The sequence below is a fragment of the Spirulina sp. LEGE 11439 genome (assembly GCF_059821285.1).
On sequence record NZ_JCAMRX010000028.1, the window covers coordinates 1 to 15936 of the forward strand.

General features: G+C 40.2%; 15 protein-coding genes and 1 pseudogene. 3 read left to right on the top strand and 13 right to left on the bottom strand.

Translation table 11 applies throughout. The annotated features are described in order from the left end of the window. Positions 1–48: 48 nt before the first annotated feature. The 12 genes and pseudogenes from AC6RV6_RS17850 to AC6RV6_RS17905 all read right to left on the bottom strand — a co-directional run. Positions 49–291: pseudogene (locus tag AC6RV6_RS17850) on the bottom strand (DUF2887 domain-containing protein); the annotation flags it as partial. Positions 292–349: 58 nt separating this feature from the next. Next, positions 350–994: a cobalt transporter CbiM gene (gene cbiM, locus AC6RV6_RS17855; protein WP_500242229.1), complete on the bottom strand. Its 645-nt coding sequence runs from the start codon at positions 992–994 to the stop codon at positions 350–352. Then, positions 981–1451, bottom strand: coding sequence for a carboxypeptidase regulatory-like domain-containing protein (locus tag AC6RV6_RS17860; protein ID WP_500242230.1), 471 nt, complete (start codon positions 1449–1451; stop codon positions 981–983). Before AC6RV6_RS17860 ends, cbiM begins: the two co-directional genes overlap by 14 nt. A gap of 65 nt (positions 1452–1516) precedes the next feature. Beyond that, positions 1517–2374: a DUF4382 domain-containing protein gene (locus tag AC6RV6_RS17865; protein ID WP_500242231.1), complete on the bottom strand. Its 858-nt coding sequence runs from the start codon at positions 2372–2374 to the stop codon at positions 1517–1519. A gap of 127 nt (positions 2375–2501) precedes the next feature. Beyond that, positions 2502–3293 carry a transketolase gene (locus AC6RV6_RS17870; protein ID WP_500242232.1) on the bottom strand — a complete coding sequence of 264 codons (792 nt, stop codon included), beginning with the start codon at positions 3291–3293 and terminating at the stop codon, positions 2502–2504. Between the two features lie 3 nt (positions 3294–3296). Next, complete coding sequence (locus AC6RV6_RS17875; protein ID WP_500242233.1) at positions 3297–4232, bottom strand: NAD-dependent epimerase/dehydratase family protein; 936 nt, start codon at positions 4230–4232, stop codon at positions 3297–3299. 47 nt (positions 4233–4279) lie between these two features. Further along, the gene (locus tag AC6RV6_RS17880; protein WP_500242234.1) at positions 4280–5716 is read right to left on the bottom strand and encodes an SPFH domain-containing protein; all 1437 of its coding nucleotides are present in this window, start codon (positions 5714–5716) and stop codon (positions 4280–4282) included. A gap of 57 nt (positions 5717–5773) precedes the next feature. Beyond that, positions 5774–6697 (bottom strand): sulfotransferase, encoded by a 924-nt coding sequence (locus AC6RV6_RS17885; RefSeq protein ID WP_500242235.1) that lies wholly within the window; start codon positions 6695–6697, stop codon positions 5774–5776. A 38-nt stretch (positions 6698–6735) separates the two neighbouring features. After that, a complete protein-coding gene (locus AC6RV6_RS17890) occupies positions 6736–7938 on the bottom strand; it encodes a DUF4915 domain-containing protein (RefSeq protein WP_500242236.1) in 1203 nt (400 codons plus the stop codon). Continuing rightward, on the bottom strand, positions 7928–8641 hold the full coding sequence (locus tag AC6RV6_RS17895) for a glycosyltransferase family 2 protein (protein ID WP_500242237.1): 714 nt from the start codon (positions 8639–8641) through the stop codon (positions 7928–7930). Before AC6RV6_RS17895 ends, AC6RV6_RS17890 begins: the two co-directional genes overlap by 11 nt. A gap of 56 nt (positions 8642–8697) precedes the next feature. Then, positions 8698–9267, bottom strand: a complete 570-nt coding sequence (locus AC6RV6_RS17900; RefSeq protein ID WP_500242238.1) for a Uma2 family endonuclease — start codon at positions 9265–9267, stop codon at positions 8698–8700. Between the two features lie 70 nt (positions 9268–9337). Continuing rightward, positions 9338–10261 (bottom strand): transketolase family protein, encoded by a 924-nt coding sequence (locus AC6RV6_RS17905; protein ID WP_500242239.1) that lies wholly within the window; start codon positions 10259–10261, stop codon positions 9338–9340. Positions 10262–10329: 68 nt separating this feature from the next. Between AC6RV6_RS17905 and AC6RV6_RS17910 the strand changes: the two genes are divergently transcribed. The 3 genes from AC6RV6_RS17910 to AC6RV6_RS17920 all read left to right on the top strand — a co-directional run bounded on the left by AC6RV6_RS17910 (position 10330) and on the right by AC6RV6_RS17920 (position 15308). Then, positions 10330–11217, top strand: a complete 888-nt coding sequence (locus AC6RV6_RS17910; RefSeq protein WP_500242240.1) for a glucosamine kinase nucleotide-binding domain-containing protein — start codon at positions 10330–10332, stop codon at positions 11215–11217. Between the two features lie 479 nt (positions 11218–11696). Then, complete coding sequence (locus tag AC6RV6_RS17915) at positions 11697–12518, top strand: phytanoyl-CoA dioxygenase family protein (protein WP_500242241.1); 822 nt, start codon at positions 11697–11699, stop codon at positions 12516–12518. A gap of 225 nt (positions 12519–12743) precedes the next feature. Beyond that, complete coding sequence (locus tag AC6RV6_RS17920; RefSeq protein ID WP_500242242.1) at positions 12744–15308, top strand: GAF domain-containing protein; 2565 nt, start codon at positions 12744–12746, stop codon at positions 15306–15308. Here AC6RV6_RS17920 and AC6RV6_RS17925 read toward each other — a convergent pair. Next, the gene (locus tag AC6RV6_RS17925; RefSeq protein WP_500242243.1) at positions 15292–15933 is read right to left on the bottom strand and encodes a hypothetical protein; all 642 of its coding nucleotides are present in this window, start codon (positions 15931–15933) and stop codon (positions 15292–15294) included. The two genes, AC6RV6_RS17920 and AC6RV6_RS17925, sit on opposite strands and share 17 nt — an antisense overlap. Between the last annotated feature and the right edge of the window lie 3 nt (positions 15934–15936).

Sequence of the window (15936 nt, forward strand, 5' to 3'; positions counted from 1 at the left end):
GATGCCCTTTTCTCAACTTAGTTTTACATACTAAGTTCGGTAGACCCGAAAAATCTCTGTAAAGAAGCGAGTATAAAATTGTACGTCTGGCTGAAATTGAACTTCAATAAAATAGATAGGCAATTCAGGAGTTGATGGTAAAAGTACGCCATCAATACGAAAAGCGGTCTGCTTCACTTCAACAGAAGAAAATTGATAGGCATTTGCTGCTTCACTGGGAAGATTGATGAGTTCAAAGACAATATCGGGGAATGATTGAAAAAGTTGATAGAAAATACTGTCAGTTTTCACATTACGTTGATTAATTTACATTAATTAAATTATACATGATTGAGCGATCGCATTTTACTTACCCATTCCCTTTTAATAATTCAGGTTTCACTCGTTCTAAGAAAGAAATCACCATAACCATAAAAGCCCCTTCGATCGCAGCTAAAAAGAGATGAGAGACGAGAAATACTAAAATTGCGGCTTGTTCCGTAGAAGGATCGAGATCGGCAGGAAGATTTAAAGCAACGATCGCAGAAAAGAAAAAAGCAGCGAGGGCTGTACCGCTAAACCCAGTCATAAACGCGAGAAATTTTCCGGCTAAAGGATTTTTGCCGATCAGTTGTTTGCCAAAAGAAAAGAAATGATGAGAGGCGATCGCGGGAAGTCCAAAAATGAGAGAATTGACCCCTAAAGTTGATAAGCCTCCATGCTGAAACATGACGGCTTGAAAAAAGAGACCGATAAGAATAGCCGGAAAAGCATAATATCCCAAAATTGCTCCCATTAAACCGCATAAAACCAAATGAACGCTAGTAGGAGGAATGGGAATATGAATCAAAGAAGCCACAAAAAATGTGGCGGCGAGTAACGAGGCTTTGGGCATATTTTCAGTGGAGTTGCGATCGCCTTGAATTTGGCGGAGAGAATACCAAGTTAAACCTCCCATTAACCCATAGCCACTGAGACAAATAACATGAGGTAATAAGCCATCAGGTACGTGCATTCGTTTTTGTCCTTTTTTTACCAGAAAAATAAAGAGCGGTGCCAATAAATCCCCAAACTCCCATAACAGCCATAACAGCTTTTTGGAGGGGACTATAACTCCCTTGAGATGACCATTCTCGATGGAGATCGATCGATTCTATTTCGTCTATGGGAATTGTTGTAATACTGCCATGACCGGACTGGCGAACTTTAATATCCCAATTTCCAACAAGAGTGCGATCGGGAATAAATAAAAAATAGCCGTTCTCATCTGTATTTCCTATTAACCAAGGAGTTTCAGGAGCGTTAGGTGCATACACTGTCACTCGCGCATCTGTCATCGGTTCACCGCTATCATAATTGGCTTGTATCTGCATCGCTTCAACATGCCGATATTTTAAATCGGTACCGTGAGAAAAAGCAGGACGAGCCCAGCTCAATAGGGTTATTGGTAACAATAATAGCCAATATTTCATGGTGATTTGTCATGGTCATTACAAATGGGAGACTTAATTTATTTTATCCTTTCTTTTCTCGTCAATTATTGTTCGCGGCAATGTCCTTCACCCACATGACCTAAGCTGACGATCGCAGATTCTAAGGTTTGATAAGTTTCCGCATCGAGTCTTTCTTTGAGGGTGTTTAGGTCAATATCAAGTTGACTATTTTCAGTTAAAGCAGCAAAGGGGTCGAAGCCAATGGAACCTGTGTTAATATCATCATCGGTGGCTACTTCTGCATCACCGAAAATATGATCGAAATGGAATGTTGTTTCAATTTCTGAAGTTTCTAAATTCTTAACAATTCCTTTACGTTCATCGCCAACAAATTCACCGCAAGAATATTCTAACTCTTTATCAAAAGCGATCGCAAAGTCAATAATTCTTCCTTCTTTTTCTGCTTGCCCTTTGAGTAAAATTGCTTGACTTTCAATTTCGCCATTTTCAGCTTTAACGATTTTCCAAGTCAAGGCATTATACATTCCTGTAGCTGCTTCAACTTCTGCCGCAAGAATGAGATCGGTATTGGTATCACCTTCAGCGAGATCGACCACTTTTTGCCCTTCTAAAAGGACTATTTTTGTTTGACTCGCGATCGCTTTATCGGAGTCAGCATTATAGGGAGGATCGGTTTGATAAGCAGTTACATCGGCTAATGCGACCAAAACACGATCGAAGGAGATTTGCCACCCATCTTTTGTGATAAAACCCTGACGCACGAAATCTTCACCATTAGCGACAAGTTGAAGGGTTCCTTTCTCATCTGTTGTTGCCGTTTCCGTCGTTGTTTCTGATGGATTTGTTTCTGAGGAAGACTGAGAACTCGAACACCCGAAAAGAGAAAAAGGAGTGGCGATCGCGATCGTTAATATCGCGATAAACAATTTTTGATTGAACATTCCAGAAACAAATTTAACACGATAGCTCTGATTATTTGGGATGAATCAACAAAATACAATCCCCCTATAGGGTATTTAATGCAAAAATCATAGATTAGTTTTAGCTTTAGAAAATAAGCAGTAGCAATTAATCTTCTAATGTAGCAATTTCCTGTAATGCTTGTTGGTATTCTTCATCGGACATAGGAAAATAATGCCATTTAATTTGATTTTCCATGTAAGATACACCTTTGCCAAAAACCGTCTTAGCAATGAGAACATGAGGTTTTCTTGAATTTCTTTCTATACGGTTTATCCCTTGGATAATTTCTTCGCGATCGTGTCCATTAATTTCTTGTGCATCCCATCCCATAGCTTGCCAGCGATCGCGCAAGGGAGATAAATTTAAAACATCTTGAGTATAACCAATCGCTTGCTGTCCATTGAGATCGATAATAGCAACTAAATTAGATAATTGATGATGTGCGGCAAACATGATTGCTTCCCAAATTGAACCTTCATTACATTCTGCATCACTGATTAAAACAAAAATTCGACGAGCAGAATTATCTAATTTAGCTGCTAATGCAGCACCAACTCCTAAAGATAATCCCTGTCCTAAAGAACCGGTAGAAAAATCAATTCCCGTGAGTTCATGTTCTGGATGAACGCCTAATAAACTGCCGTTTGTACAATAAGTATTGAGTTGTTCTTGACTTATCCATCCTTTGAGAAAAAAAGCAGCATATACGGCAAGTACAGCATGGCCTTTGGAGAGAATAAAACGATCGCGATCGCGATCTTCAGGAGTGGGAATCTTGAGAATATTTCCGTATAGTGCAGCAACAAGATCGGCGATAGATAAGGCAGAACCAATGTGACCGACATGGGCGCGTTTGGATTGTTCGAGAATGATTTTTGCGATCGCATTTCCGTCCATTTTTTATGCCTCTTGCTGCTTCTGTTTGTACCAATTTACCATTTTTTTAAACCCTTCCTCAAAGGTATAGTCTGGAGTCCAGCCTAATTCAACTTGAATCTTGCGATTATCTGCGACCCAAGTGGTAGTATCCCAGTGGCGATCGGGCATCGCTCCCCATTGAGGCTTTGCTTTAATTTTAAGAACTCTTCGCACAATTTCCACGACATCTCGCAAACTTGTTTGTATTCCCGTCCCGACATTAAACACGGCACCCAATTCAGAAGTATCCATCATTGCAGCTAATAAATAAGCTTCAATAACATCATCAATATAAACATAATCGCGGGCAATTTTAGGATTGACTAATGGTGGCAATTCTCCTTTTAACCCTCGTTCGATTAATGTCGGTATTAAGCGAGTAGGTTCTTCATAAGATCCATAAACAGAATAGAGCCTTAAGGTAGGAATGCGAAGATTTTGACTTTGAGCAATATAGCGACAAAAGAAGGTCGCTGAGGCTTTTGTAATGGCATAATAACTATTCGGTTCTAACCATTCTGTTTCCGCAGGAGGATAGTCCTTATAGCCATATTCTGAAGAAGATCCGGTATTGACAAAGACCTCAAAACCTGTATTTGCACAGGCTTGTAAGAGGTTGACTGTCCCGATAATATTGGTATTAATAATTTTCTTAAGATTATTTTGATACGAGTAAGCACCATGTACGGCTAAATGAAAGATACGATCGGGTTTAATGCGATCGATGCGCTGTTTTACAGCCTCATCATCTTCTAAATTGACGGTATGAAGTCGCAAATCGGTTTTAATCTCTTTAATACGCCAAGATTGATAATTGGGACGCACAAAAAGATGAATTTCATGTCCTTGTTGGAGGAGTCGTCTTGTTAAATTTGCACCGACAAAACCCGTTCCACCTGTAACCAGAATTTTGCTCATTATAATTGAATATTTATATTAATGGTTTTTCATTTAATGTGCGATCTCTATTCCGATCTTTCTGTTTCTGAATTTTCTTTTTTAAAGAAACTTTGACTTAAACTGAGGGCGCTGGCTAAAAAACTTAACAATGAATTGGTTGCCACATCTTGTCCATCTGTGGTAATAATAGTCGTCTTTTGTTCTTTCGGTACAGGAAGATTCTTGGCAATTTCTGGGAGTTGGGTAATGAGTTGAGTTTGAACATAACTTTCAGAAAGATCGTTCTCAATATTTCGTCGTTGTTGTTCTAATTCTAATTCTCTTTCTGTTGCGGCGACTTTTTCCAGATGGCGCATTTGAGAAATTTCGATTTCAGTGGATACGGTTGCACGGATTTGTTGTGCTTGTATTTCATCAAACTGCATTTGTTGTCGCACTTTTTCGATTTCTGCTGCTAAGCGACGCTGTTCTAGTTCTAACTCTTGTAAGGCTAATTCTAATTGTGCCTCATTGCGGACTCGTGCAGTTGTATTTTCTTCCACGATCTTCTGACGTGCGGCATTTTCTTCCAGTTGTTGGCGACGATTTTCTTCAGCATATTCACGATCGTATTTTTCTCGTTCTTTTGTAGCTTGTAACTGTTCTAATTCACTCTGCACGTTCAATTCTGCGGTTTCGCTTTCGAGGCGATCTTGTCGTTCGCGATCGCCAATTTCTCCAGAATTTTCTAGTTCTGCCAAACGTGCGAGTTTATCTCGATCTGCTCGAAAAGGAACTTGTAAATTTTCCCACAATTGAGCAGAACTAACAATCGCTTCTTTAATTTGGACGGTGACAATTTTCAACCCTAAACCTCGGGCATTTTCGTCTTCATTGCTTCCCTCTGCAACAGTTTGCAAACGATATGTTAATTCTTCAATAATAGGTTGTTTATCGCTGAGAACTTCATCAATACTTAAAGTCGCAACTTTATCTTTAATTGCGGCTTCTGCTTGTTCTCGCAGTTGTACGTTCACAATTTCCATCGGGTCATCAGGATCGGAAAAATCTAATTTCCAGTAAGCGGTTTGGATATCATCAATAATCCATTGAACATAGGCTTGTACAAGTATTCCTTGCCGTTCTTGACAAATACATTTAGCATTAATCAAAATGGTTTGAACGGCGGAAGGAATCACTAAAAAAGCATCTTTAAAAGGATTAAAGCCAAAGGAGATTCCCATACCAATATGAACGGGTTGGGTGTGTCCTCGACGAGTATGAACGACATAGACATTCGGTGGAACGATAACGCTTTTCCACCACAAACAGCCCACAACTCGATAATCGACCATTCTTCCTTTTTCTTGTCCTAAATCTCCTTTACGGGATTTAGCTTTTTTTGCTTGCGGTGCAGACATTTCAGGTAGTCTGGCACGACTTTTCTTCAGTTGGCGATCGACTTCTTCTTGTTCTTCAAGAACTTGCTGGAGATAAGCATTTTCGACCTTTTTTTTGTTCATTTTTTCTTTTCGCAAGGAATATTTACTCTGGAATTAGGGACGGGCTATCTTACTACTCTAACTTAGAAAATCGTGATAGTTGAAGACATCCAAATATTGCCGAGTTCGCAGACGAATTTCTTCTATTTCTTCGGTCGATAATTCTTTTGCGGTTGCTAAATTCGCCTCTGGTGTGGCTTTGCGGATTGTTCCCCAAGGATAAACTTCCTCTAAAGGTTCACCATTCCAACTCGGTATTTTTAAGGACTCTGACCGCTCTAATCCCAACTTTTCGCAAACTTCCCCTAATGTATTATACGGGTCATTCATAACATCTTCTGCTCGGACGATATGCACGCGATCGCGATACTTTTCTCGATACAACAAAGCATAATATTGATTCAGCGTCCATCCTAACATATAATCAGCTAAAGAATGAGGAACGGGGCGTTTTTTCGTATCGGCATAGGCAGACCAAGGATTGCGAACTACATGAAGAATATGTCCATTGGGAAAGTCTTCTAAGAGTTTCGGCGCATCAACTACAAAAATAGGACTATATCCCACATAAAACTGCTCTTTTCCCGTGCGCTTGTAATCTTTCCAGGCATCAAATGTAGCTTTAAAGAAAGCCGCGACGTTATTAGCACGCGATCGCCCGGTTTCTTGGATATATTGCTGATAGATTTCACAGCGTTCGTCGTCGTTAAAATCAAATTTCATATGACGAAATTTACTCACATGAGGAGTTCTCGCTCTGACTTTTCCTTCTTCGTCGATAATGGCTTTATAATCTTGATAAGATGTGGCATTCAGAGAAAAGACAGGATAGCGATATTTGACGGGAAAAAGAGAAGTTATGCGATCGCTAACTAACCGCGTCCCAATTTGCGATTCAAAAGGATAAACAAACATCTGAGGGTGTCCATCAAGAAAACGGTGAGTGGTATTCCCTCCATTTTCGTACATTGCACCTAGCATTAGGAATTTAAACTCTTGCATTTTTATTGAGTAATAGGTAATGGACAATTGAGCGTGTTTTAATCAACGATAAAGGAATAAAATAAACGGGTATCGCGATCGCGATCGCGTTCTTCTCCAACTAAGAAAGGAAACCCCGAACTAAACTGACAGTCTACCCAGTCGAGAGCAAAAATTTGATTGCCATAAGGCCAAATTAAACTACCTAAAATGTTTCCCGATCGTACATCGACAGCGTGCAAACCGCAAATACTTGTTTCAACGTCCAAACCGGGGGCATATTGACGAAAGCGAGGAATAACACGGGAAGTTCCTACAAAAGCAATATTTTCATAAAAACAAAGTCCTCTTGTCCATCCGGGTAAGTTCGCAACGGAGATAAATTTTCCGTCTTCTCCAATGCCAAATTCTCCATAGCCGCTATTATCCACCCAAAGCTTATTCTCGTATAATCTTGCGGAATGAGGACGAGTTAAACCTCGTACAATTGGCTCTTTTGTTTTACCGGAAAAGATGACTCCTCGTCTATCAACGGGAAAATCTGGATGCCCGGGACGCAGTGAAGAAATTTCTGCACAAGATGCAGAAAAATAGGAAGTTTCGAGATTTTTTCCGGCCGCAATAGAGTTAAGTTGAATATGATTTTGTCCAAATATGGGCTGTGTGTCAACTTCGATACAATGAGGATGCCAAAGGCGCTGATAACTGCCATTATCTTCAAGTAAAGCGATCGCATTCTGTCCGACGGCATTCGCATATAGTTTTCCGCCAATCATTGCTAAGTCGTGAATGTATAAGCATCCCGGATAGAAACGCGATCGCATGGGAACTAGAGGACGATCTTCTCGTTTTTCTCCCGGTATATCCAAACGAGAAATTGTATCGCTGACGGGCATTAAATCGTAAATTTGGTTGGGGTTTCGGGTACTGGCAATATGCACGATCCCGCGATCGCGATCCACGGTCAAACCGGAAGGATGAGGCATTCTCGTATAGGTTATCCTCGGTTGTCCTTCCTGCACCTGCATTCCTATTAATAAATGCTCGTATTCTCGCGTAATCAAAAGGGTAATATTGCATCGTTCTAAAACATTCCACCAATCCCCTTTGGCTTCATATTGTAACAATTTTACATCGGTTGTAACGGCTTCTTGCCATTGAGAAGTAATTTGTATAGAATCTCGCCATTCTTGATGATGCTTTTCCCATATGTGTTCTGGGTTATTGACTCTTGTTTGTTGATGCAATACTTTATTTTTCATTTTTCCGAACACTCTTGTTTTTTCTGTTTTGCCAAATTTGTAATGCTCCCCAATATAACTGAAAAGCAGAGTGTAAATTCGTTGTCGATCGCCCGCTATGACGAGAACTTGAAAAGATCGGCACTTCTAACACTGGATATCCTTCTTGACGACAAATAATATTAAACTCTGCATCGATCAAATCGTCATCACGAGTTAATTGGAAAAGGCGATCGCATTGTCGAGGAAATACTTTCGGAGTTCCGTTGATATCCCAGTAAGATAGATCGAATAATGTGCGACATTCTAAGTTATATAATAACGACCCCAAACGACGAAACCAATTATCGCGGATTTTGCGATTGGCTTTAATAATCACTTGCGGATAAACAACTGCATAAAGCAATAATAATGTCAAGTCTTTGGCACTGGTTCTTGCAGAGTTAGTATAACAAATTAAATCGCCTTTTGCAGCAGCAATTCCCAGTTTAACAGCTAATCCCCAACCGCCTTCTTCACTATGAAGAATACGAATTGATGAATATTGTTTTGCCAGTGCTTGACAGACTTCTAAAGAGCGATCGCGGCAATTATTTACCACTAAAATGAGTTCATGAGGGTTTTGAATATTTTTTAATGCTTCTTCATATTCTTGAACAATTGCACCAATATGATCGGCTTGATTATAAACAGGAAGAATAATTGAAATTAAAATTTTATCCATCAATCAATCATTAGAAGGTAAATTAGACAGTCATTACAGTTCGAGTGAATCTCTTTTTAATATCGAGATAAATTCAAGATAAATCCGGGTAATAAATTCTCACCTGATAAATTTGTCGGGAGACTTTGGATTTCTATTTCTTGTCCTAGGCGATAAATTTCTACCTGTTGTTGTTGAGGATTAATTAACCATCCTAATTTAACCCCTGAATCCATATATTCTTGCATCTTCGATCGCAACATTGCTAGAGGATCGGTTGCTGACCTTAATTCGATGACAAAATCAGGAGCAATGGGAGGAAATTTACGTCTTTGTTCGGGAGTCAGTGCTTCCCAACGTTCTTTCTCAATCCAAGCAACATCAGGAGAGCGATCTGCACCATTCGGTAATTTGAAAATTGTCGAGGAACTGAAAGTATAACCCAGGTTAGTTTGCCGATTCCAGATTCCTAAATCTATAATTAGATTGGCTTCTCGATTGCCGCTTTCTCCACCAACAGGTGACATGATAATGAGTTCTCCTTTAGCCGTGCGTTCAAAGTTTAACTGACGGTTGTTTTGACAGATTTGATAGAATTGATCGTCTGATAGGCGAACGGCTTCTAGGTTTAACAGCAAAGCACTCATCACGAATACCTAATCTCAATAATACTTTGTATTATATCATGCAATCTCCTAATGATTCCAATTAACGATTCTAGCTTTTATTGAGTGCTTTTTGAGCGATTTGTACGAGATATTCTACCGATAATCCGTGTAAAGAGAGCAAGTAATCTCGGTTTCCTGATATTCCACGTGACTTTGTTTTTATTCCACAGCGCAGCAAGCGACAGTTTAATTGTTTTTCTGCGATAACTTCAGCGACAAAAGAACCCAGTCCGCCAGAAATATAATGTTCTTCTACCGCGATCGCAACATCAAAATCCGGTAAAATCTTCACGAGATCTTCAACTGGAGAAGGATTGAAACTCGAAACAACCATCACTTGACCGAAAAATCCTGTAGCTTCTAAAATCTCCCTTGCTTGGCTCACTTCTCGGGTAATATTTCCCATTGTTACAAATAAGAAATCTGTTCCTTTTCCTAGCATTTGTGTTTGTCCTAAAACAAAATTACCATTTAATCCTGAAATTGTATTAATATCATCTTTACCCAAGCGAAAATAAATCGGTTCGGGTAGATCCCAAGTTTGTAATAAAGCCGATCGCGTTTGTTGCCAATCTGCCGGCACGATCGTTGTCATTCCGGGTTGAATTCGCATCAGGCCTACATCTTCCAAGGCATGGTGAGTAATCCCAGCATAACCATATTCAAAACCACCACCAATCCCAAGAATTCTCACGGGAAATTGATGTAAAATCGCTCCATTGCGGATGAACTCATAAGGACGCAAAACTGCAAAAGTCGCAATGGAATAGAGAAAAGGAATAAACCCAGCCTCGGCTAAACCTGTTGCCACACCTACCATATTCTGTTCTGCAACTCCAACATTAAAAAAGCGATCGGGAAATTTCTCCGCAAACGGTTCGATGACCGTATAACCGAGATCGCCAGTCAGTAAGACAATGCGGCGATCGCGTTCTGCTAATTCGATTAGGGTATTAATAAAGGTTTTTCTCATGGTGATGGCAAGATATTGTTAAATAGCATTGAAACATCAAATCTAGCAAATTGTTTCGGGATCGATTTATGGACAACGCAAAACTCCCCAATATTTTTATTGGCGTTGATGGGGGCGCAACAAAAACGATCGTTCGCATTGAAGACGAAAACGGCAATCTTTTAGGAGAAGGCAAAAGCGGCACTTCTAATATTCGCCTCTCGGTAGAAAATACATGGAAATCGATTCAAGATGCCCTCGATCGCGCTCTTTTACCTACGGGAATCCCTTTAAATGCCCGCGCTGGCAATTTTTTCTGCTGTGCGGGTTTGGCGGGTACGCAAGTTCCTTCCGCTTGTGAGAAATTTCTCGCCCAGCCTCATCCCTTCCGCAAGTTAATTTTAGAGTCTGATGGCTATATTTCTTGCGTGGGGGCGCATGGGGGAAAAAACGGGGCAGTTATCGCGATCGGCACGGGAGTCGTTGCCTATCAAATTGAGGACGGCCAAATCTCTCGGGTTAGCGGCTGGGGATTTCCTCAAGGAGATGAAGGAAGCGGGGCATGGCTGGGTTTAGAAGCCGTCCGAGCAACGTTACATTGGCAAGATGGTCGTCGGGAGAATTCCCCTTTGATTGAGGCAATTTTGGCACATTTTCAGCAAGATTGGACGCAGTTTATTATCTGGGCTAACCAAGCAAAATCTACGCAATTTGCAGAACTTGCTCCCATTGTTGTCGAACAGGCAAAACAAGAAACCCCTCTTGCAATAGAACTGATGTTGCAAGCAGCACGAGAGATCGATCGCATTGGCGAAGCCTTGGCAGCTAAAACGAGCAAACCGCTTCCTTGTGCTTTGTTGGGGGGTCTCGCCCCTTTCCTCGAACCTTGGTTGGGAGAGAATTTGCGATCGCGCCTCGTCCCTCCTCAATATGAAGCTGCCAAAGGAGCAATTTTGCGGTTGCGTCAAGATGTTTAAAACTTGAACAATAAAAGAATAATTAAACAACCACTGAGATATTATTTTTATCTTTTTTTACATCTTATCTTTTTGCATCTTTATTCAGCAACCTTCTCAAAAATAAATTGTTACATAATTAGGCTAAATAAATCAAATAAAATACTAAAAACTTTAGCTTTCTATAATTTAATTCGGCTAACCATTTCCAAAAGATTGTGTTAAACTAAAACGAGAAAATTTGTATTCTCCTTTTCTAAACTGTCAAAACAGTTTACCTAGTAGTTTACATAGCTGAGTTCTCAAAAATTATAGCGATCGAGTCAGTAAATCTTATATTTTAGAGGATATACCACTCCTCTTCTTGTATTTTGTATCAACAGATACATTTTACAGTCAAGAGCGGCGGCTCGATTAAATCAAGTTTTTAAAAGAGAACTCTCTTTTTTGAATGCAGTTATATCAGGGAAAATTCAGTTGTTCGCTTTGATATTGCCACCATGAATACAATGAACTTTGACGAGATCCAAACTCAGTGGAATACTGATGGTTATATTGTCTTTCCTAATTTTGTTAATGAAATTGAAATCCAAAAATTGAGATGGATCTGCGATCGCGTCTTGAATTATATTCGAGCCAAACGAGAAGCACGTGGCGAATTTAAGGATATTACCAATATTGCTTATTTGACAGAAACACGATATTTTCAGGATAGTTTTTTACCCCTGATCGAGTTACTTGAATTTATTGCCAGTCCTCGCATTTTAACAATTTTAGAAAAGATTTCTGGAGAAATACCGCTCTTTCACAATACCCAATATTTCTATCAGCCTAAGTTTGCATCGTGGCAAGGAGATTGGCATCGCGATAGCCAATTTGACGCACCGGATATTGAACTAGAAAAAATCCGAATGCAGCAATTTACAGGCATTCATTTTCGCGTTGCCTTTTTAGATGACAATTGTTTAGAATTCATTCCAGGCTCTCACCGACGTTGGGATACAGAAATCGAGTTTAAAATTCGTAAAGGAACGAATCCCAGTTTCTTCAATATGCCCGATCGCCAGCGAATCCATTTAAAACCGGGAGATGCTTGTCTTTTTCATGCTTGGGGAATTCATCGCGGTTCTTATCGCACTGATAAACTGCGCCGGACATTAGATATTATTTATGGTTGGGGAGGACGATGTTATTTCACTCCTCCATTAATGTGCTTCTCCGAACCCTCAATTTTGGCATCCTTAAGCGAACCCGCACGCCAATTTTTTAATTATTTTGTCGAGACTTATCAACCTTTATATCAGGGTTTATATCAGGGTTAATTTTAACTAAAGCCATATTGTCCCAGCAAAGGCGATCGCTCTTCCACGCTATAATTTCTTGTTGAGAAAGAAAAACAAGAGCTAAAATTCTTTATTTGTGCAGCGATCGCCTCTCCTCGGAAATGTTTCAGATCACAGAGGAATTCTTGCCGTATTGTTAAGATTAGCAACGATAAGATTGTCGATCTCATCCTTTGCATTGCCCAAAACCCAAAATGGGATTCTATGCCACTATCGAATACTGGGAGTATCCTAGCATCGCTAACCCAACTCACTCAATTTAATCGGGCCAGCGTCCTGACCAACCGCGTTAAAGATCTCTCGATCAACGAGTTTATCTGTTTGCTGGATTTTATCACGGCTGAATTCCAGCAATTTTTGCGGGCGATCGACGCGATCAACAGCGAAGCGCTAGAAACGATGCTCGATCAAATCGTGGATGCGCTGACTCTGAAAATCGGTCAAATTTTACAGGCCGATCGCACGATCGTTTTTCTGGTGGATAGTGAAAAAAATCAACTTTGGGCAAAAGTTAACCACGGCGATCCTCATACGTCCAAGAATTTACGCCTTCCTCTCAATGTCGGTATTGCCGGACGAGTAGCCGTCACCGGTCAGCTATTAAACCTCGTTAACGCCGAAAAACATCCTCTCTTCAACGACCAAATTGACGGACTGCCGGGTTATCGCACCAAAACTCTCCTATGTATGCCCATATCGAGTAGCAGCAATCGCGTTGTTGCCGTTGTTCAACTTTTAAATAAAGCCGATCGTCAACCGTTTAATCAAGACGACGAACGCCAATTTCAAGACTTTGCCGATTCGATTGGTATTATCCTTGAAACCTGTCAATCTTTTTACATGGCGGCACGCAATCAACGAGGTGCGTCTGCACTGTTAAAAGCAACAGCGAGTTTAGGAGAAAGTCTCGATTTAGAAGCCACTCTAAAATCAGTGATGGAACAAGCGAGACGGTTGATGAAAGCCGATCGCAGTACCTTATTTATGCTCAGCAAAGAAACCAACGAACTTTGGAGCAAAATTCCCACCGCAGACGAAACGACACTCCTCGAAATTCGCATTCGGGCCGATCGCGGTATTGCTGGTTATGTCGCTAAAAGTGGGCAAACGTTAAATATCCCCGATGCCTATCTTGACGATCGCTTCGATCCATCAACGGATAAGAAAACGGGATATCGCACGCGCAGCATTCTTTGTATGCCCGTTTATAATTCGAGTGGAGAATTAATTGCCGTTACGCAATTGATTAATAAAGAAAAAGAAGGAATATTTACCCCTTCTGATGAAGAATTCATGCAGGCTTTTAATATTCAAGCCGGAATCGCCCTTGAAAATGCCAAACTTTTTGAAAGTGTTCTCACCGAGAAACAATATCAAAAAGATATTTTAGAAAGTCTCTCCGATGCCGTTATTTCTACCGATCTCCAAGGCAAAATCGTCACGATTAATGATGCGGCCTTAAAATTATTAGGCTGTCCAGAAGAATTTCTCCACGAAGATCGGGTTCGGCAAATGTGGGAGTATAAAATTCTCGATCGCCTCGTTTGGGAAATCTTCCCGATCGATACTTTACAAAATCGTCTCACGAAAAGTTTACAATCGGGAATCAAACATTACGTTCCCGAACAAACATTACTACTAGGAATTGCCGATAGTCCTAATTCCTCTAAATTTCTGCCTTTACTTGCTTTTCCAGATGAGGTAGATAGCAATATTTATATTCCTTGGAACGAACTCCAACGAGACCAAGATCGATTGTATCGCGATCGCAAACAAGTTCAACCTATCGAACGCAGTGTTAATTTAACGGTAAATCCCCTCAGTAACCCAGAAGGAAACGTGCGCGGTGGCTTAGTGATTCTCGAAGATATTAGCAACGAAAAGCGCATTAAATCAACGCTTTATCGTTATATGAACCCCAGTGTTGCCGAACAAGTGATGGCGTTAGGCGATGACGCTTTAATGATAGGAGAACGTAAAGAGGTCACGATTTTATTCTCCGATATTCGCGGCTATACGACTATGACCGAAAACTTGGAAGCAACAGAAGTGGTGACCTTACTTAACCGTTATTTTGAAACAATGGTTGAGTCGGTTTTTAATTATCAAGGCACATTAGATAAGTTTATTGGTGATGCGCTTATGGCCGTCTTTGGCGCACCTTTACCTTTAGAAAATCATGCTTGGATGACCGTACAATCTGCTTTAGATATGCGGCGTAGATTAAAAGAGTTTAACGAACAGCATATCTTAGAAAATCAACCGCATTTTCGCTTTGGAATTGGCATTAGTTCGGGGGAAGTGGTATCGGGAAATATTGGTTCTCATAAACGTATGGATTATACCGTTATTGGGGATGGTGTCAACTTGAGTTCTCGTTTGGAAAGTCTAACCAAAGAATATCATTGCGATATTATTTTAAGCGAATCAACGTATCAATTATGCGGCGGAAGCGATCGCTTAATCGTGCGAGAATTAGATAAAACTCGCGTGAAAGGGAAAAGTAAAGCCGTAGATATTTACGAACTCTTAGGCCGGCGATCGGATGGCATCGATCCGCAAACCGAACAATTTTTACAGTTATATCATTGGGGACGCAAATCTTATTTAGAACGCAATTTTCCCGAAGCCTTAAAATTTTTCCAGCAAGCGGCGGATCTTCGTCCTCAAGATAAACCCTTGTTAATGCACCTTCATCGCTGTCAAAGTTATCTGGAAACTCCACCACCAGAAAGTTGGGATGGTATTCATATTATGATGACAAAGTGATTGGGTTATTGGTTATTACTTGTGTCATCTGTATGAGGATACCAATAATTTTCTCAATGCTACTGATATAATATGAGTCAATATCAATTGATACGGTTTGCTTTTCTAGTTGTAAAAATTTCCATTCATCTCCGGTGGTTACTGCGCCATAAATGGTCGGTAAGTTAACATTTTCTTGTTCATTAAAAAGATTAGCGGCATACATTTCAGCCACACATTGACCGAGACCGGAAACAATATTTTCGTTCTTCGCCTCTACAATTGTAATGATAGGTTTATCGAGATAAAATTGTTCTGACGAACCACTAATAATATAATCGCAAAACCCAACTAAGCCGCGATCGCGATCGACATTAAAATCAATCCCGGAGAAAAGGCTCACATTTTCTGAAAATTTATCCTTAAGTTTATCCTTGATCTCGAGCAAAACATTAATTATTATTAATTCCGATCGCGCTTTTTCTGTATTAATAGAAAGTGCCAGAGGGACATTGCGCTTTAAAGTTTGCCCCAGATAATCGCTAATTTCTAAAGGCTGTGTCGAGGAAAATAACGATCGGTTTTCAATAATTTGAAGACCCAGATCGGACTTGACTTTTTTGAGTGTAAAATCACTATATGCCATGAT